The sequence below is a fragment of the Ruixingdingia sedimenti genome, from assembly GCF_031432425.1.
In the GTDB taxonomy this organism is placed as follows: Bacteria; Pseudomonadota; Alphaproteobacteria; order Rhodobacterales; family Rhodobacteraceae; genus Ruixingdingia; species Ruixingdingia sedimenti.
The window spans coordinates 9,051-27,872 of the sequence record NZ_JAVKPH010000008.1 but is presented as its reverse complement, the minus strand read 5'-3'; the positions used below and the strand labels follow the sequence as shown (position 1 = coordinate 27,872).

Sequence of the window (18,822 nt, the reverse complement as noted above, 5' to 3'; positions counted from 1 at the left end):
CGGCGGGCCGGTCAGTCGTCGTCCTCGACCTTGCCGCGCAGGGCCTTGACCTCGCCCCGCTGCACCTTGGCGGCGACGCGGCGGCGCTGGCTGGCCAGCGTGGGACGGGTGGCGATCCGGCGTTTCGGCGCCACCAGCGCGGCGCGGATCAGTTCGGCCAGCCGTTCGCGCGCCAGATCGCGGTTGCGCGCCTGGCTGCGGGTTTCCTCTGCCCGGATCACGATGGCGCCGTCCTGCGTCCAGCGCCGCCCGGCCAGCCGTTTCAGCCGCGCCTTCACGGCGGGGGTCAGATGGGGGGATCGTTCTGCCTCGAACCGCAGTTCGACCGCGGTTTCCACCTTGTTGACGTTCTGCCCGCCCGGCCCCTGCGACCGGGTGAAGCTTTCTACAAGCTCCCATTCGGCGATGGACAGGGTGTCGGTGATGCGCAGCATGGGCGCAGGCTAGCCTTTTGCCGCGGGCGGCGGAAGGGGCCCGAACGTCAGGGGTTGCAACGAAGAAGGGCTGCACGTCGCGCAGCCCTTCCGAGATCTACGGAGATGGTCCGGTTAGGGCCAGAAAGCGGTCCTCCGGTTCCCAGTCAGGGCTCTGAACCCTTGGGGTTGCCCTCAGGCCTCGGCCCCCCTGACTGTCCCGACACCTCTCTCCAATATCACTCTAGACACTGGACCACCTCCTTTCATTGCGTTGCCGATGGGTGCAGGCTGACACAGATTTGGTGGTTGTCAAAGGAAATCACGCAAGCCCTGCCGTGATCTGCCTCACAATCAGGCGAAACGGCAGCAGCGCGACCAACGCCAGCGCCAGTTTCACCAGCCAGTCGGCCACGGCGAGCGACACCCACAGCGGCGCCATGGGGCCGATCCCCAGCATCGGCAGCACCTCTGCCGCCCAGGTCACGTCATTGGCGGGCTCGATGAAGGTCAGCGCGGCGGAAAAGGCGATGCCGAAGAACAGCACCGTATCCAGCGCCGATCCGATCAGGCTCGACACGAAGGGGGCCTGCCACCAGGTGCGGGCGCGCAGGCGGTCGAACACCGCCACGTCCAGCATCTGCGCCGTCAGAAAGGCGACGCCCGATCCGATGGCGATGCGCAATGTGACCAGCGGGCCGAAGTCGCCGGTGATCCGGGTGCCGATCAGCGAACAGGCGATGCCCACGGCAAAGCCCACCAGCACCACGCGCCGCGCGGCGGCGGCGCCGTGCAGGCGGTTGATCAGGTCGGTGACGAGAAAGGCGAAGGGATAGGTCAGCGCGCCCCAGGTCAGCCAGTCGCCCAGGCGGAACTGCACGAGGATGTTCGAGGCGACGACGACGGCGGCCATACCGGCCATGCCGGCGAAAAGAAGTCGGTTCATGTCAGGTTCCGTTTTGACAAGGTGGCGGAGACTTGGCCCCCGTATCCCGGGGACGCCGCGCTGTTACTCCTGCCCGCCGCACGGATCAAGGGGGCGCGTCAGCCGGGCAGCAGGCATTCCACCACTTCGGTGCGCTGGAAGGGCATCAGGTTGTCGTCCGACACCATGGCGGCGCGCAACCGCCCGGCCCCGTCGCGGGTGATCGCCAGCCCTTCGAGGTTGTCGAACCGCCCCGGCGGGCTTTGCCACAGGACCTCGCCTTCCGGGTCGGGCAGGGTGAACCGGCGCAGGCGGCTGGCGAACCGCAGCGGCAGGCTGAAGCGGCGTTCCAGCAGGTAGAACCGCCCGTCCGGCCCGAAATCCGTCGCCACCGCGCGAAAGCCGCCGCTTGGGGGAATGCGGGTGCGGACGGTCCAGCCGGTATCGGTATCGGTCTGGGCCCAGAGCCGAAAGCCCTCGGGCCCGTCCTTTTCGGGCAGGGCATGCAGGCGGCCGTGGGGGTCGATCGCCAGCGATTCCAGCCCCGCGTTGCCGGAAAGGCCGGCGAATTCCGGCGGCCCGGGCACGCGGCGGGCGGGGGCGCCGGGGTGGGCGTAGGACAGGATCCGCCCGCCGCCGCGCCCCTCGAACGACACGAAGATGCGGCCATCGGGGGCGACGGCCAGCCCTTCGGCATCGCGTTGCAATTCCGGCAGCACGGCGCCGGAGGGCCCGCGCAGGGGATGGGCGCCGGTGGTGCGCAGGGCGGCGATGCGGCCGGTCGCGTCGCGCGTCACCTCGGCTGTGAACAGCACGCCCCGGTCGCCAAGCGCCAGCGCCGCACCCCCCGGGCCCAGCCACAGGCCGGAAATCCCGCCGAAGCCTTCCGCGCCGTCGCGCCATCGCGTCACCCCCGCGATCCGCGCAGGGCCCGCCGCAGACGCCTCTGCCGCCGGCAGGACCGCCGCCGCCCCCGCTAGCGCGAGGAAAGTACGGCGGCGCATTGCTGCGGCAGGTCGGCCATGGTGAATTCGCGCGGGCCCCTTTCGCGCGGCTTCGGGGGCTCTTTCGGCTTGTCCTTGGTCTTGGGCGGGTTGAGGTAATCCGTCACCCACCACATCAGCGTCTCGTCACAGCCGTTGCCGTTCCTGGACAGTTCGGCGACCGTGGGGCTTTGCGTCTGGCACAGGCCCGCGCCCTCGGGGCATTTCAGGCGGACGTGGAAATGCGTGTCGTGGCCCTGAATGGGGCGGATCTTCTGCAACCACGGGGTATCGGCGCGCTTGGCCGTCCGGCACATCTCGATCTTCACCGCGGCGGCCACGAAGATGCGGTCCACCCGCGGGTCCAGCGCCGCCGCCCGCATGATGGCGTGATGCGCGGGCGACCAGTTCCGCGTCACCGATTTCTGGTTGGCCGACCGCACGGGGATGGAACCGACCTTTTCCCGTTCCGCCCGCGTCAGGTTCACCCGCGCGGGCGGCAGCATCCAGATGTCGGCATCCAGCCCGATCTGGTGGCTGGCATGGCCCGATGTCATCGGGCCCCCGCGCGGCTGGCTGATGTCGCCGATGTAAAGGCCCGCCCAACCGTAGCGCGTGGCCTCGCGGCTGAGGTCCTGAAGGAAGGCGATCATCGCGGGATGGCCCCAGTTGCGGTTGCGCGACAGCCGCATCGCCTGCCATGTCGGCCCGGTTTCGGGCAGTTGCACCAGCCCCGCCGCACAGCCCCGCGCATAGGACCCGACCGGATGCGGCGCCTGCGCCGAGGCGGTCCTGGCGGCGCCGAACAACTGGTTCGCCAGCGGCTGCGCGGCGGCGGGCAGGGCGGCGGCAAGCGCCAGGATCAGGGCGAGGAACTGGACCATGCGCGGGGATCTCCATCCGGTTTGACCCAGACTAGCAACACCAGCCCCACGAGAAACAGCCCGATCAGCGGCGAGACGCCCCATTGCTGGCTGCCTGTCGCAAACGTGACCACCCCGATCAGCGCGGGGGCAAGGAAGGCCGTGGCCTTGCCGGACAGGGCGTAAAGGCCGAATGCCTCTGTCGGGCGGGCGGGGTCGGTGTGGCGAACCATCATCGTGCGGCTGGCCGATTGCAGCGCACCGCCCGCGCCCCCGATCATCGCGCCGCAGATGTAGAAGATCACATCCGGCAGCGGCGACCCGGGCGGCAGGGCCACGCCGAACAGGCTGTGGCGGTTCATCCCCACCAGCAGGATGCCGACCCCGATCAGCAGCAGGCAGCAGGTGACGATCACCGGTTTCGGCCCCCACCGCCGGTCCGCGCGCCCCCCCAGCCACGAAGCCACCGCCGCCGTCACCGCGCCGACGACGCCGAAGGTGCCGATCTGCGTCACCGACCAGTCGAGGATCCCCGCGGCATAGATCCCGCCGAAGGCATACATCCCGTTCAGCGCATCGCGGTAGAACATCGACCCGCCCAGCCACGCCATCAGGCTGCGCCGCCCCAGGATCCCGCGCAGCGACTGCCACAGATCCAGAAGCGCCGCCCGCAGGCTGAGCCGCGCGGTCGCGGGGGCGATGGTGCGGGGTTCCTTCACCCACAGGAAGAAGGGCACCATGAACACCACATACCACAGCGCGGTGAAGGGGCCGACGAACCGCGTGCCCTCGCGCATCGCGGGGTCGAGCCCGAAGGCAGGCGCAAGGCCCGCCAGCGTCCGCCCGCTTTCGTTTTCCGCGAAGAACACCAGCATGACCGCCAGCGACAGCACCCCGCCCCAATAGCCGAAAGCAAAGCCCGACCCAGAAATCCGCCCGGTTTCGGTACTGGGCGCAAGGCCCGGCAGCAGGGCGTTGGTGAAGATGGTGGCGAATTCCATCCCGATCATGCCGATGCCGAAGGCGATCAGGATGAACAGCACCGAATCCGCCCCCGGCACCGCATACCACAGCGACGCCGACCCCAGGACGTAGAGCGCCGAGAAGAACACGATCCACGGCATCCGCCGCCCGGCGGTATCGGCCACCGCGCCCAGGATCGGCGCCAGCACCGCGATCGTTATCCCCGACACGGCAAGCCCCGCGCCCCACAATTCCTGCGCGTGGACGGCATCGCCGACCACGGTGGCGAAATAGGGCGCGAAGATGAAGCTCAGCATCAGTGTAAGGAAGGGCTGGCTGGCCCAGTCGAAGAAGTACCAGCCCCAGATGCGCCGCTTGTCGAATGCCGCCGCCATGCCGTTTCCTGCCCCTGTCCGTGCCGATGTGGCACGCCTCATGCCTATGCCGTTTCCACCTGCCCGGCCTGGTTGCCGTTACGGCACCCTCGCCGGCGACAAGATCACCCCGGCCGCCGCTGCGCAACCCCCGGCGCACCGGCCCCCGGGCCCGGTTCGGGCGGCCAGGGGCGTTCGGCATCCGCCGCGATCCAGGCGGCGACCCAGCCGGGCAGGGGCGGGCTGTCCTGCGGACCCGCCACCGCCTCGATCAGCCGCGCGGGATGTACGATCCCGCCCTTCCCGGTCAGCGCCCAGCGCAGCAACATCTGGTTGGCGCATTCGGCGCCCTTCCAGATGCTCTGGTCGATATAGATGAAGCGGTCGTCCCAGCCGTGCATGCGGGTGACGATGCTGAATTTCTCCATCGCCCGCACGCGGCGGCGATAGCGGACGGATACCCCCGCCACCGTCAGCCCCCAGCGGTTCGCCTGCATCGCCTCGTGGAACCCGACCCGCACCGCAAAGGGGATCCGCCCCAGATCATAGAGCGTCAGCGTGCGGCCGTTGTTCAGTTCCACCCAGGGGTCCAGATCCCAGGGCAGGCACCAGTGGTCGGACGCCGTGGCCTCGAACAGGCCGATGCGGGGGGCGCGGCGGGCGCGGGCGACGGCGGCGGCGAAACGGAAGAATGGGTACATCGCGGTCTCCTTGCCCCTGCGCCTGCCCGATCCGGCGGCTGCGGTCAAGCATCGCTGCCCATCCCGGGTTGCCCTTGGCGGCGGCTGCGGCTACCTCTGGCCACGACGCTTTGGCGAAGGGCCCGGACCATGACCTCGATCCTGCAAATCCTGCTGCTGATCCTCGACCTCGTATGGTTCCTGATCCTGGCCCATATCATCCTCAGCTGGCTGATCGCCTTTCAGGTGCTGAACCTGCGCCAGCCGCTGGTCGCGCAGGTGTGGGACGGCATCAACCGGCTGCTCGATCCGGTCTATTCCCGCATCCGCGCGGTGCTGCCCGCGGTGGCGGGGATCGACCTTGCGCCGCTGGCGGTGCTGCTGGCGGTCTATGCGCTGCGGATCGTCCTGCAAAACAACGCCGCCCTGTTCTACTGACCCGTGGGCGCGGCGCAGACAGCGATGGCCGAACCGCCCCGGGCCCGCAGCCTGCTGGCGCAGGTATTCGGCTTTTCCGAATTCCGCCCGGGGCAAGAGGACATCGTGTCGGCCGTCACCGCCGGGCGCAACACGCTGGCCATCATGCCGACGGGCGGGGGCAAGTCGCTGTGCTATCAGTTGCCCGCGCTGTGCCGTCCCGGGGTGACGGTGGTCATCTCGCCGCTCATCGCGCTGATGCGCGATCAGGTCCGCGCGCTGCGGGCCGTGGGGGTAGAGGCGGGGGCGCTGACCTCCGGCAATACCGAGGCCGAGACGGAAGAGGTGTTCCGCGCGCTGGATGAAGGGCGGCTGAAACTGCTCTACATGGCGCCCGAACGGCTGGCGGCGGGGGGCACGGCGGCGATGCTGCGCCGGATCGGCACCACCATGATCGCGGTGGACGAGGCGCATTGCGTCAGCCAGTGGGGCCACGACTTCCGCCCCGATTACCTGCGCATCGGCGATCTGCGGCGCGCGCTCGATGTGCCGCTGGCCGCCTTCACCGCCACGGCGGACGCCGAAACGCAGGCGGAAATCGTCACGCGGCTGTTCGACGGTCAGCCGCCCGAAACCTTCCTGCGCGGGTTCGACCGGCCGAACATCCACCTTGCCTTCGCGCCCAAGGACAAGCCGCGCGACCAGATCCTCGCCTTCGCCGCCCGCCGCCGGGGCCTTTCCGGCATCGTCTATTGCGCCACGCGGGCCAAGACCGAAACGCTGGCCCAGGCGCTGCGCGAGGCCGGCCACCCCGCCTGCGCCTATCACGGCGGGCTGGATGCGGACGAGCGGCGCCATGTGGAAATGCGGTTCCAGCAGGAAGACGGGTTGATCGTCGTCGCCACCGTGGCCTTCGGGATGGGCATCGACAAGCCCGACATCCGTTGGGTCGCGCACGCCGACCTGCCGAAGTCGATCGAGGGCTATTATCAGGAAATCGGCCGCGCGGGCCGCGACGGGGCGCCGGCGGAAACCCTCACGCTCTATGGCGCCGACGACATCCGCCTGCGCCGGGCGCAGATCGACGAAAGCCTCGCACCCCCCGAACGCAAGGCGGCCGACCACGGGCGGCTCAACGCGCTTCTGGGTCTGGCAGAGGCCGTGGGCTGCCGCCGCCAGTCGCTGTTGCGCTATTTCGGCGAGGATCCGGGGCCCTGCGGCAACTGCGACCTCTGCGACCGCCCGGCAGAGGTGTTCGACGCGACCGAAGCGGTGCGCAAGGCGCTGTCGGCCATCCTGCGGACCGGCGAGTGGTTCGGCGCGGGGCATCTGATCGATATCCTGACCGGCAACGCCACCGCCAGGGTGCGCGAACGGGGCCACGACCAGCTGCCCACCTTCGCCGTGGGGCGCGAGCTGACGAAACCCGTCTGGTCCGCCGTCTTCCGTCAGATGATGGGCCACGACCTGATCCGCCCCGACCCCGAACGCCACGGCGCCCTGCGCATGACCGACGCCGCCCGCCCCATCCTGCGCGGCGAACAGCCGATCCGGCTGCGCCGCGACGTGCTGGACGCGCGCGCGCGCCCGGCGGTGAAGGCGATGGTGGGCGAAGAGGACGCGCCACTTCTGTCCGCGCTCAAGGCCAAGCGGCGGGCGCTGGCGGAATCGCAGGGCGTGCCCGCCTATGTCGTCTTCACCGACCGCACGCTGATCGAAATGGCCGAACGCCGCCCGGCGACGCTGGACGCGATGGCGGGCATCACCGGCGTGGGGGCGAAGAAGCTGGAAAGCTATGGCGCGGCGTTTCTGGAGGTCATCACCGGCGCGGATGTGCCCGCGGTGCATCCGGCGCGGATGCGCCTGGCCGGCCGGCCCGCGGGGGCGCTGCTGGACCGGCTGGTGCAGATCCAGACCGATCTGGCGCGCGGCGCGGACGGGACGGGCAAATACCTCGGCTGCACCACCGCCACCCTGACCCGCATCGCCGAAACCCGCCCGGCAACGCTGGCGGATCTGGAACGGATCGGCGGCATGGGCCCGCAGAAGACCGAACGCTTCGGCGCGGCCTTTCTGGCGGCGCTGCGGGAAGAATAGCGCGCGGCGGCGGTCGGGACGATGCGGATCAAGGCGCTCTCCATCGTCCAGCCGGGCGGCAGCCGGATCGCCGCGGGGCTGAAAACGCTGGAGGTCAGGCGCTGGTCCCCCGGCCTGTCCCCGGCCGAAGATCTGCTGATCGTCGAGAACCGCCGCTTCCTTCGCCATGACGGCGAAGAAGACCCCGATGGCCGCGCGGTGGCGGTCGTGCGGGTCGCCCGCATCCGCCTCTTCACCCCCGCCGACATGGCCGCCGCCTGCGCCGGATCTTTCGAAGACGGCTGGCTTGCCTGGGAACTGACCCATATCCGACCGCTGACCTGCGGGCCGAGGGTCGCCGCAGCACGGGGGATCTACGAGGTCACGCTCGACAGCCCCCTTCGCTGACCCCGCCGCGCCTGCAGCAAGCGGTGCAGGGGGCATTCTGCCCCCTCTTGGCTGCGCCAATTCACCCCCTGAGGATATTTAGGGACAGAAAATGAGGAAAGGCGCATCCGATGAAGACGCGGCGGCTTCATTTTCTGTCCCCAAATATCCCCGCCGGAGGCCGCCGACCTTTCCACCCGCACCACCGCCGAAGGTCACTCCCCGGTTTCCTCCTGGATCAGGATGGGCCGCGCCTCGGGCGGGCAGAGGCTGGCGATGGCTTCGCCGATCGCGTTGCGGCGCAGGGGTTTGGTCATGTAGCGGTCGATGCCGGCGGCAAGGATGCCTTCGTCGTCGCCGTCCATCGCATGGGCGGTCAGCGCGACGATGGGCACGTGGCGGCCGGTGCCTTCCTCCAGCCGGCGGATGGCGCGGGCCGCCTCGCGCCCGTCCATCTCTGGCATCGAGATGTCCATGAAGATCATGTCGGGCTGCAATTCCTGCCACATCTCGACCGCCTCGCGGCCGTTGCCGGCAAAGCTCAGGTCGATGTCGAGATCGCGCACCATCTTGCGGAACACCAGCTGGTTGGTGCGGTTGTCCTCTGCCGCCAGCACCCGCATGGCGCGGCGCCCGGCGGTTTCGGCGGGCAGGGGCGGCGGCGGGGGTGCGGGCATGGACAGCGCCTGCAACCGCCGGAACAACTCGCTGCGCAGAAGCGGTTTCTGCAGGATCGCCGCCAGTTCCTCGGCCCCCGCGCCTTCGCGCGCCTGCGCGGGGTTCGACGACAGCAGCACGATGGGCATCGCATGCCCCGCCGCCCGGATCCGCGCGGCCAGCACCAGCCCGTCCATTTCCGGCATGTCGTGATCGGTCAGCACCACGTCGTGGCCGGGGTCGCGGGCCAGCACCTCCAGCGCCTCTGCCCCGGACCGGCAGAGCGTGACCGCCACCCCCGCCGTCGCCAGTTGCCGTTCCAGGATGGTGCGGTTGATGAACTGGTCGTCCACCACCAGCGCGCGGGCAAGCGTGATCGGCACCCGGGGGCCGGGGGCGGCGTCCTCTGCCACCGGCAGCATCAGGCGGAAACCGAAGCAGGACCCCTTGCCGGGTTCGGATTCGACCCAGACCGCGCCCTCCATCCGTTCGATCAGCCGCCGGGTGATGGCGAGGCCCAGCCCCGTGCCTTCGAACTTGCGGTTCGCCTCGTCCTCCACCTGGTTGAATTCGCCGAAGATGTGGTCGAGGTGTTCGGGCGCGATGCCGATGCCGGTGTCTTCCACGGTGATGTGCAATTGCTGGCATTTCTGTTCCGCCTCGATCCCCACGACGCGGATCAGCACATGGCCCTTTTCGGTGAACTTCACCGCATTGCCCACCAGATTGGTCAGCACCTGCCGCAGCCGCCCGGGATCGCCCACGAAACGGGTGGGCAGGAACATGTCGAAGTCGATCAAGAGGTCGATCCCCTTCGCCCGCGCGCGCGGTTGCAGCAGCATCGCCACCTCGTGGATGGTGCGTTCCAGATCGAAGGGTTCGGGGAAGAGCGTCAGCTTTTCGGCCTCGATCTTGGAATAGTCGAGGATGTCGTTGATGATGACCAGCAGCGCCTCGCCCGAGGATCTGATGGTTTCGGCGAAAAGCCGCTGTTCCTCGGTCAGCGCGGTGTCGCACAGCAGTTCGGCCATGCCGACGACCCCGTTCATGGGGGTGCGGATTTCGTGGCTCATGTTGGCGAGGAAGGCGGATTTGGCGCGGTTCGCGGCCTCGGCGGCCTTGCGGGCGGATTCGAGCGCCGCCTCGTGGGCCTTGAGTTCGGTGATGTCCATCCTGAGGCCCACCCGGCCGCCATCGGGCGTCGCGCGGTCGAGAAAGCGCAGCCAGCGGTCGTCGCTGGTGCGCACGACCAGTTCGCCTTCTGCCGCGTGGTAATGGGCCATGCGTTCGGCAAGCCATTCCTCTTCCCGCCCGCCCGCCTCGGCGAAGGCGCCGCCGGCGATGCCGGCGCGCAACAGATCCTCGACCGTCACGCCGGGCTGGACGTGGGGGGCGATGGCGGGGATCATTTCCTTGAAGTGCTGGTTGGCCATGATGAGCCTCCGTTCCCTGTCGAAAAGGACGAAACCGTCCGGTATGGCCTCGATCGCGGCGAGGATGCGCATCTGGTCGGTGATGTTGAGCGCGAGCGTCACCATGTCGCCGTCGCGCGCGCGCCGGTCCACCAGCCGCACCCAGATACCGGCGGTGAAGCGGACGACCACGGGTTCTATCGGGTCGCTGTCCCACCGCGCCAGCATGCGGGCGACCCAGGCGTCGACCTCCTGCCCTTCGGTGTCGATCACGCCGCGTTCGCCCGCAAGGCGCAGCAGATCGGCGTAGGCGATGCCGGGTGCGGCCTCTGCATGCCCGCCGAAGGGTTGCAGATAGGCGCGGTTCGCGGCCACCATCCGCTGGTTCGCGTCGAACACGGCGAAACCGTCGCGGATGGTGTTGATCGAATCCCACAGCCGCCGTTCGGCCATCACCGCCGCGGTATGCGCGCGTTCCAGATCCGACAGGAAGCGGGTGTTCTGGCCCTTCAGCGCCTCCGCCTCCGACCGGGCGGAGGCGACGACCTGACGCTGTTCCACGATCTGGTCGGACAGCGCGCGCGCATGCATCGCCAGCTTTTCATTGGCGGCGAACAGCTCGCGGCTTTTCTGTTCCAGCAGCCGTTCCGCCGCCAGACGCCCCCTGCGTTCCCTTGCCAACCGTTCCGTGATGTCCATTCCGATTCTGCCGGCTGTTCCGTCGCGGGTCTTTCACCCGGGGCCCACCATCCGCGCTCTGGGTGAACGTGCGGTTAACCGGAACGAACCGAAAACACCGCGGGCGCGCTTGCCAGACCCCGGGGCTGCGTGGCAGCATCGCGGCTGATTTCAGGCAGGAGGTTGTGATGCGTGCCATTCTTCGGGCCCTCGGTATTCTGGCCGTGCTGACCGCAACCCCCGCGCCGCTGGCCGCGCAGGACCTGATCCCCGATCGCCGCATCGTGCTGAGCGAGGATACAGACCTGCCCGGGGGCGATCTGCAAACGATCCTCGACACCACGCTGGAGGCCTGCGAACGCGCCTGTCTGTCCAATGCGCAATGCACGGCGCTGACCTTCAACAGCCGCAACGGATCGTGTTTTCCCAAGGCCGACCCGGGCGCGGCCGCCCCCTATCGCGGCGCCTATGCGGGCCGGGTGATCGCCGCCGATGCCGCCGCGAAGGCGCGTGCGGCGGAACGGGCGGGGGAACTGGCGTTCCTGTCGCCGTCCGACCTGCAGGCGGCGCTGCGGCAGGCGCGCGATCTGGGGCGGGCGCATCTGGTGAATGGCCTGTCGGGCGCCGATCTGGCGGCGGCCGCCGGGGCCGAAGGCGACCCGCGCCGCGCCGCGAACCTGATGGGCGCGGCGGCGAATGCGACCGATTCGGCGGAACACTGGGTCGAATATGCCCGCATTCTGATGGCAATCCCGGTGGACCAGAATAGCAGCGAATCGCGCGAATTCGCCCGCCGCGCCGCCACTGCGGCGGTGAACGCCTATCTGCGCGCCTCGGGCGCCGCGATCCGCCACAACGCGCTGCTGGTGATCGCCCGGGGGTTCGAGCGCGCGGGCCGCGGCCGCGACGGGATCCCGGCGCTGCGGCTGGCGCAGCAGTTGCAACCGCGCGACGACACCGCGGCGTCGCTGGACCGGCTGGTGGGCCTTTACGGGTTCCGCATCGAGGAACACATGGTCGAAAGCGATCTGGCCCGGCCCCGTGTCTGCGCCGTGTTCACCGAGCAACTGATCGAGAAGGGGTTCGACTACACCCCCTATGTGCAACTGCCCGAACCCGGCCTGACGGTGGAACCGGGCGAATGGCGGCAGTTGTGCGTCGCCGGGCTGACCCATGGCAAACGCTACACCCTGACCTTCCGCGAGGGGCTGCCGGCGGCGAATGGCGAGGCGATGGCGAAATCGGTGGCCGTCACCGCCTATGTCCGCGACCGCAACCCCGGGGTGCGGTTTCCGGGCCGCGGTTATGTGCTGCCGCGCACGGGGCAGGCCGCGCTGCCGGTGGAAACGGTGAACACCACGGCGCTGGATCTGGAACTTTACCGCGTCAGCGACCGCAACCTGCTGCGGTCGATCCAGAACCGCTATTTCGGCACCCCGATGGAGGCGTGGCGGGTCGAGGATTTCGGCACCGAGATCGCCGAAAAGCTGTGGTCCGGCAGCGCCGAGGTGCCGATGGAGGTCAACCGCGACGTGACCACCCGCCTGCCGCTGGATGCGGCGCTGGAAGGTCTGCCCGCCGGCATCTATGCGCTGAAGGCAGAGGTGCCGGGGACCGATCCCTATGACGTGCCGCGCGGCTGGCAGTGGTTCGTGATTTCCGATCTGGGTATGACCACCCTGTCGGGGGTGGACGGGCTGCATGTGTTCGTGCGCAGCCTCGCCACCGCAGGGGCCAAGGCGGGGGTGGAGGTCGCGCTGTTTTCCCGCGCCAACCGCGAACTGGGCCGGGTGACGACCGACGATCAGGGCCATGCCCGTTTCCCCGAGGGGCTGACCCGGGGCACGGGGTCGTCCGCGCCCGGGCTGGTGACGGTGACGGAGGGCGACACCGACACCGCCTTCCTGTCGCTGACGGACCCCGAATTCGACCTGTCCGACCGCGGGGTGGAGGGGCGCGAGGCAGCACCCCCCATCGACGTGTTCCTGACCACCGACCGCGGCGCCTATCGCGCCGGGGAAACCGTGCATGCCACGGCGCTGGCGCGCGATTCACAGGCGGCTGCGATCACCGGCCTGCCGCTGACGGCGGTGCTGAAACGCCCCGACGGGGTGGAATATTCCCGCGCGCTGGTGCCCGATGCGGGCGCGGGCGGGCATGTGTTTTCGATGCCCATCGCGGGGTCCGCCCCCCGCGGCGTCTGGCGGATGGAGGTTCTGGCCGACCCCGAGGCCCCGCCGCTGACCGCGCGCACCTTTCTGGTCGAGGATTTCCTGCCCGAGCGCATCGACTTCAACCTGACGCTCGCCGATACCCCGCTGACGGTGGGCGGCGTGGCGGAACTGGGCGTCGATGCCCGCTATCTGTTCGGCGCGCCCGGCGCCGGGCTGGCGATCGAGGGCGAGGCGATCCTGCGCGCCGCCGATGGGCTTGCCGCCTTTCCCGGCTATCGGTTCGGCCGCGCGGACGACCCGTTCAACGCGGTGATGGAGCCGGTGGAATACGGCCAGCAGACCGGCGACGACGGCACCGCGACCGTGACCGCCGTGCTGCCCGACCTGCCCGACCCCGGCCGCCCGCTGGAGGCGCGGATCCGTCTGCGGCTGTCGGAAGGGTCCGGCCGCCCGGTGGAACGCGAGGTCATCCGCCCCGTGCGGCCCGCCGCTGCGATGATCGGCATCCGGCCCGGCTTCGACGGCGTGGTGGCCGAAGGCGCCGAGGCGCGGTTTTCGCTGCTGGCGGTTTCGCCCGATTTGACGCCCACGGCGATGCCGGTGAAATGGCGGCTCGACCGGATCGAGACGCGCTATCAGTGGTACAGCCAGTACGGCGACTGGAACTGGGAACCCGTGACCACCCGCGCCCGCGTGGCCGAGGGCGAGGCGGCGCTGACCGCCGCCGGGCCCGCCGAAATCGCGGTGCCGGTGCAATGGGGCGAATACGAGCTGACGGTGGAACGCGCCGACGGTACGCGCGCGTCCTCCGCGCTGCGGTTCAGCGCGGGGTGGTATGCGGCGGCGGATACGACCAGCACGCCCGACACGCTGGAACTGTCGCTGGACAAGCCCGCCTATGCGCCGGGCGATACGGCGCGGCTGCGGCTGGTGCCGCGGGCGGCGGGGACGGCGCTGGTGACGGTGCTGTCGAACCGGCTGATCGCGATGAAGGCGGTCGAGGTGGCCGAGGGCGAAAACCTCATCGACCTGCCCGTCACCGACGACTGGGGCGCGGGGGTCTATGTCACCGCATCGGTCCTGCGGCCGATGGATGCGGCGGCGGGGCGGCTGCCGGCCCGTGCGATCGGGCTGGCGCATGCGGCGATCGACCCGGGCAAGCGGCGGCTGGACACGGTGGTGGAAGTCGCGGCCGAATCCGACCCGCGCGCGCCGCTGGACATCGCCGTGAAGGTGGAGGGCGTGCAACCCGGCGAGACGGCCTATGTCACCGTTGCGGCGGTGGATGTGGGCATCCTCAACCTCACCGCGTTCAAAAGCCCCGATCCGGCGGGCCATTACTTCGGCCAGCGCAAGCTGGGGGTCGGTATCCGCGACCTTTACGGCCGGCTGATCGACGGGATGAACGGGGCCACGGGCGCCGTGCGTTCGGGCGGCGACGCGGGCCTTGGCGCGCGGTTGCAGGCCCCGCCGCCCACCGAGGAACTGGTGGCCTATTTCACCGGCCCGGTGGAGGTCGGCGCGGATGGCCATGCGCGGGTCAGCTTCGACCTGCCCGCCTTCAACGGCACCGTGCGGGTGATGGCCGTCGCATGGTCGCCCACCGGCGTCGGGCAGGCAGAGGCAGACGTTTTGGTGCGCGACCCGGTGGTGGTGACGGCCAGCCTGCCGCGTTTCCTCGACCCGCGCGACGAAAGCCGGCTGCTGCTGGAAATCCACCATACCAAGGGACCGGCGGGGCGGATGAGCCTCGACGTGACGGCAGAGGGCCTGAGCCTCGGCCCCGTGCCCTCGGGCGTGGATCTGGCAGAGGGCGGCAAGGCCGTGGTGTCCGTCCCGGTCAGTACCGGGGTGGGCGGCGTGGCGCGGCTGGAAGTGGTGCTGACCACCCCCGACGGCCGCCGCCTGACGAAAACGCTGGCCCTGCCGGTACAGGTGAACGACCCCGAAACCGTGCGCGTCAGCCGGTTCGACCTTGGCCCCGGCCAGACGCTGACGGTGGATCGCGACATCTTCGCGGGCCTTCTGCCCGGGTCCGCCACGGCGACGCTGGCGGCGGGGCCGGTGGCGCGGTTCGACGCGCCCGGCCTGCTGGCGGCGCTGGACCGCTATCCCTATGGCTGCACCGAACAGGTGACGTCGCGCGCGCTGCCCCTGCTCTATTTCGATCAGGTGGCGCGGGCGATGGACCTGCCGGGCGCCGGCAACCTGCGCGAACGCATCGGGCAGGCGGTGGCCGAGGTGCTGCTGAACCAGACCACCGAGGGCGGTTTCGGCCTGTGGTCGGCGGATTATACCGGCGACCTGTGGCTCGATTCCTACGTCACCGACTTCCTGTCGCGCGCCCGGGTGCAGGGGTTCGAGGTGCCGCAGACCGCCTTCCGCGCCGCGCTCGACAACCTGCGGACGCGGGTGAACTATACCGAGGATTTCGAGGAAGGCGGCGGCGATCTGGCCTATGCGCTGATGGTTCTGGCGCGCGAAGGCGCGGCGGCGATCGGCGACCTGCGCTATTATGCGGATGTGAAGGGCGACGCCTTCACCACCCCCATCGGTGCGGCACAACTGGGCGCGGCGCTGGCGATGTATGGCGACCAGCCGCGGGCGGATGCGATGTTCGCCCGGGCGGCGCGCCTGCTGGCGGGCGGTGCCGATGACGGGCAGGTCTGGCGGGCCGACTATGGCACCGCGCTGCGGGATTCGGCGGCGGTGCTGGCGCTGGCGACGGAATCGGGCAGCAATGCGGTGGACCGCGCGGCGCTGACCGAACGCATCGCGGCGCGGGCGGGCCACCGGGCGCTGTCGACGCAGGAAGCCGCCTGGACCCTGCTGGCCACCCATGCGCTGATCGGCCAGCCGGGGGCCGAGGGGCTGGTGCTGGACGGTACGCCGGTTGCCGGGCCGCTGGTGCGGCTGCTGGACGATGCGGCGGCCCCGGTGACGGTGGCCAACACCGGCAGCGCGGCCACGCAGCTGACGGTTTCCACCTTCGGCGTGTCCGAGGTGCCGGAACCCGCCAGCGGCAACGGCTATGCCATCCGCCGCAGTCACTATACGCTGGAGGGAGAGGAGACCACGCCCGACCACGTGGCCCCCGGCACCCGCCTGGTGACGGTGATCGAGGTCGATCCCTTCGCCGATACCGAGGCGCGGCTGGTCATCACCGACCCCCTGCCCGCCGGGTGGGAAATCGACAACCCCAACCTGCTGCGCGACGGGCAGGTGTCCGCGCTCGACTGGCTGGAACTGACCGAGGATGTGCAGCATGCCGAATTCCGGCAGGACCGCTTCGTTTCCGCGGTCGATCAGCGCGGCGACGGCACGATCCGGCTGGCCTATATCGTGCGCGCGGTGACGCCCGGCAGCTTTCACCACCCGGCGGCCAGCGTCGAGGACATGTACCGCCCGGCGTACCGCGCCCATACCGACGCGGGCCGGGTGATCGTGGCGGAATGAGCCGCTGGCTTTTCGCGCTGGCGGCGGGCCTGTGGCTTGCCGCCGCGGCGCGGGACGGGGTGGACGGCTGGGTCGCGGCAACCGATCTGCCGGCGCTGACGGTGGACACGGGGGCCGAGGTTCTGGCCCGCGACGGGCGGCTGCTGCGCGCCTACATGGTGGCTGACGGCCGCTGGCGGCTGGCGGCGGAACCGGCGCAGGTGGACCCGTTCTTCGTGTCGCTGCTGCTGGCCTATGAGGACCGGCAGTTCTACAGCCACCCCGGGGTGGACCTGCGCGCGCTGCTGCGGGCGGGGGTGCAGGCGCTGGCCGCCGGCCGGGTGGTGTCGGGCGGATCGACCCTGACGATGCAGGTGGCGCGGCTGCTGGAGGACAGCGGGACGGGCCGTCTGCCCGGCAAGCTGCGCCAGATCCGCGTGGCGCTGGCGCTGGAACGGGTGTTGGGCAAGGATCGGATCCTGTCGCTCTACCTGCATCTTGCGCCCTATGGCGGGAATATCGAGGGGGTGCGGGCCGCGGCGCTGGCGTGGTTCGGCAAGGAACCCGGCCGCCTGACCCCGGCCGAGGCCGCGCTGCTGGTCGCCCTGCCGCAGGCGCCCGAATCCCGCCGCCCCGACCGCGCCCCCAAGGCGGCTGCGGCCGGGCGCGACCGGGTTCTGGCGCGGGCAGAGGCTGCGGGGCTGATCGACGCCGCGACCGCCGCCGCGGCACGGCGTGAAACGGTGCCCACGGCGCGCCGGGCCTTCCCCATGCTCGCCCCGCATCTGGCGGACCGGCTGGTCGCCGCCGACCCCGCGCTGCGCCGCCACCGCACCACGCTGGACGTGACCTTGCAGGCGCAACTGGAACGGCTGGCGGCAGAGGCCGTGGCGGGACAGGGCGACCGGCTGCAGATCGCGCTGCTGGTGGCTGATCATCGGTCGGGCGCGGTGCTGGCCTCTGTCGGTTCCGCCGCCTATCAGGCGGATGCGCGGCAGGGGTTCGTGGACATGACGCAGGCGTTGCGTTCGCCCGGATCGACGCTGAAGCCGCTGGTCTATGCGCTGGCCTTCGACGAGGGGCTGGCGCATCCCGAAACCATGATCGAGGACCGCCCGGTCGCCTTCGGCAGCTATGCGCCACAGAACTTCGACCGGGTGTTCCGGGGGACGGTGCGGGTGAAAGAGGCGCTGCAAGCCTCGCTCAACATCCCGGTGGTGCTGCTGACCGATGCGATGGGGCCGGAACGGCTGCTGGCCGGGCTGCGGCGGGCGGGGGTGCGGGCGGTGCTGCCCGAGGGGCGACCGGGGCTGGCGGTGGCGCTTGGCGGCGTGGGGGTGACGCTGGCGGACATGGTGCAGCTTTACGCGGCGCTGGCCCGGGGCGGGGCGGCCCTGCCCCTGCGGGTGACGGGCGAGGGTGCGGCGGGGGATCGCGTCGTATCGGCGGTGGCGGCATGGCAGGTGGGCAACATCCTGTCGGGCGTCGCCCCGCCGCCCGGCGCGCCGGCGGACCGGCTGGCCTACAAGACCGGCACCAGCTATGGCCACCGCGATGCCTGGGCGGTGGGGTTCGACGGGCGGCATGTGGCGGGCGTCTGGATGGGCCGGGCCGACGGCACGCCGGTGCCGGGGGCCTTCGGCGGCGATCTGGCGGCGCCGGTGCTGTTCCAGACCTTCACCCGCATCAAGCCCGGCTTCGACCCCCTGCCCCCGCCGCCGCCCGCCACGCTGCTGGTGCCGAACGCGGGCCTGCCGCCGCCCCTGCAACGGTTCCGCCCCCGCAACGCCGCCTTCGCCGCCGCCCCGGGCGCGCCCGAGGTCGCCTTTCCCCCCGACGGGGCAGAGGTCGCGCTGGACGGCGGGCCGCTGATGGCGCGGGTGCGCGGCGGCGACGCGCCCTTCACCTGGCTGGCCGATGGCCGCCCGCTGGCCGTGGGCGAAGGCGCGCGCGAGGTGTTGTTGCCGCTTTCCGGGCCGGGGTTCGTGACGCTGGCGGTGATCGACGCGCAGGGCCGGGCGGCGCGGGTGGGGGTGCGGTTGCTGCCGTAGGTCTTGGGGGCGGGGTCGGTGCCGGGGGCCAGCCCCCGGACCCCCGGAGTATTTCCGGCAAGATGAAGTCATGGGGTGGCGCGAATCGCGGCAGGCTGTCACACCTTCTTTCGTATACTGTGTACTAAATACATGATTCGGCTCGATTATTTTTTCTTGCATCGAATCCGGTTCTCGCGCAATCATATTACCCAGAGATCAACAGAGATCTCCATATAATCAGGCAATGCAGCCTTGCGAACCGCATCAATGATGATGCTGTCCGCAGGGTTTTTTGCGTTCGCGACAAAAATCACCAACATGGAGTACGATCCGATGAAACGTCGGACTTTTT

At 70.3% G+C, this 18,822-nt stretch carries 12 protein-coding genes; 5 read left to right on the top strand and 7 right to left on the bottom strand.

Annotated features, from left to right (window positions below):
* Nucleotides 1–11: 11 nt before the first annotated feature.
* The 6 genes from arfB to RGD00_RS09060 form a co-directional block, all read right to left on the bottom strand.
* Nucleotides 12–434, bottom strand: coding sequence for an alternative ribosome rescue aminoacyl-tRNA hydrolase ArfB (arfB, locus tag RGD00_RS09085; protein ID WP_310457005.1), 423 nt, complete (start codon nt 432–434; stop codon nt 12–14).
* 301 nt (nt 435–735) lie between these two features.
* A complete protein-coding gene (locus RGD00_RS09080) occupies nt 736–1,359 on the bottom strand; it encodes a queuosine precursor transporter (protein WP_310457004.1) in 624 nt (207 codons plus the stop codon).
* A gap of 98 nt (nt 1,360–1,457) precedes the next feature.
* Nucleotides 1,458–2,342: an esterase-like activity of phytase family protein gene (locus RGD00_RS09075; protein WP_310457003.1), complete on the bottom strand. Its 885-nt coding sequence runs from the start codon at nt 2,340–2,342 to the stop codon at nt 1,458–1,460.
* Complete coding sequence (gene mepA / locus RGD00_RS09070) at nt 2,315–3,205, bottom strand: penicillin-insensitive murein endopeptidase (protein ID WP_310457002.1); 891 nt, start codon at nt 3,203–3,205, stop codon at nt 2,315–2,317. Before mepA ends, RGD00_RS09075 begins: the two co-directional genes overlap by 28 nt.
* Entirely contained in the window at nt 3,184–4,542 is a 1,359-nt protein-coding gene (locus tag RGD00_RS09065) for an MFS transporter (protein WP_310457001.1), read from the bottom strand. The genes mepA and RGD00_RS09065 overlap by 22 nt, the downstream gene beginning before the upstream one ends.
* Nucleotides 4,543–4,646: 104 nt before the next feature.
* Complete coding sequence (locus RGD00_RS09060) at nt 4,647–5,222, bottom strand: thioesterase family protein (RefSeq protein ID WP_310457000.1); 576 nt, start codon at nt 5,220–5,222, stop codon at nt 4,647–4,649.
* 129 nt (nt 5,223–5,351) lie between these two features.
* Here RGD00_RS09060 and RGD00_RS09055 point away from each other — a divergent pair, with 129 nt between their 5' ends.
* Genes RGD00_RS09055 through RGD00_RS09045 form a run of 3 tightly spaced genes read left to right on the top strand, consistent with a single transcriptional unit; the run spans nt 5,352 to nt 8,102 of the window.
* The gene (locus RGD00_RS09055) at nt 5,352–5,639 is read left to right on the top strand and encodes a YggT family protein (protein ID WP_310456999.1); all 288 of its coding nucleotides are present in this window, start codon (nt 5,352–5,354) and stop codon (nt 5,637–5,639) included.
* Between the two features lie 24 nt (nt 5,640–5,663).
* Complete coding sequence (gene recQ, locus RGD00_RS09050) at nt 5,664–7,715, top strand: DNA helicase RecQ (protein ID WP_310456998.1); 2,052 nt, start codon at nt 5,664–5,666, stop codon at nt 7,713–7,715.
* 21 nt (nt 7,716–7,736) lie between these two features.
* Nucleotides 7,737–8,102, top strand: a complete 366-nt coding sequence (locus RGD00_RS09045; RefSeq protein WP_310456997.1) for an ASCH domain-containing protein — start codon at nt 7,737–7,739, stop codon at nt 8,100–8,102.
* Nucleotides 8,103–8,296: 194 nt separating this feature from the next.
* Here RGD00_RS09045 and RGD00_RS09040 read toward each other — a convergent pair whose 3' ends face one another.
* On the bottom strand, nt 8,297–10,849 hold the full coding sequence (locus RGD00_RS09040; protein ID WP_310456996.1) for a hybrid sensor histidine kinase/response regulator: 2,553 nt from the start codon (nt 10,847–10,849) through the stop codon (nt 8,297–8,299).
* A gap of 167 nt (nt 10,850–11,016) precedes the next feature.
* Between RGD00_RS09040 and RGD00_RS09035 the strand changes: the two genes are divergently transcribed.
* Together RGD00_RS09035 and pbpC are read left to right on the top strand one after the other, a co-directional pair.
* Nucleotides 11,017–16,458, top strand: coding sequence for an alpha-2-macroglobulin family protein (locus RGD00_RS09035; RefSeq protein WP_310456995.1), 5,442 nt, complete (start codon nt 11,017–11,019; stop codon nt 16,456–16,458).
* The gene (gene pbpC / locus RGD00_RS09030; protein ID WP_310456994.1) at nt 16,455–18,488 is read left to right on the top strand and encodes a penicillin-binding protein 1C; all 2,034 of its coding nucleotides are present in this window, start codon (nt 16,455–16,457) and stop codon (nt 18,486–18,488) included. Before RGD00_RS09035 ends, pbpC begins: the two co-directional genes overlap by 4 nt.
* Nucleotides 18,489–18,822: the final 334 nt, after the last annotated feature.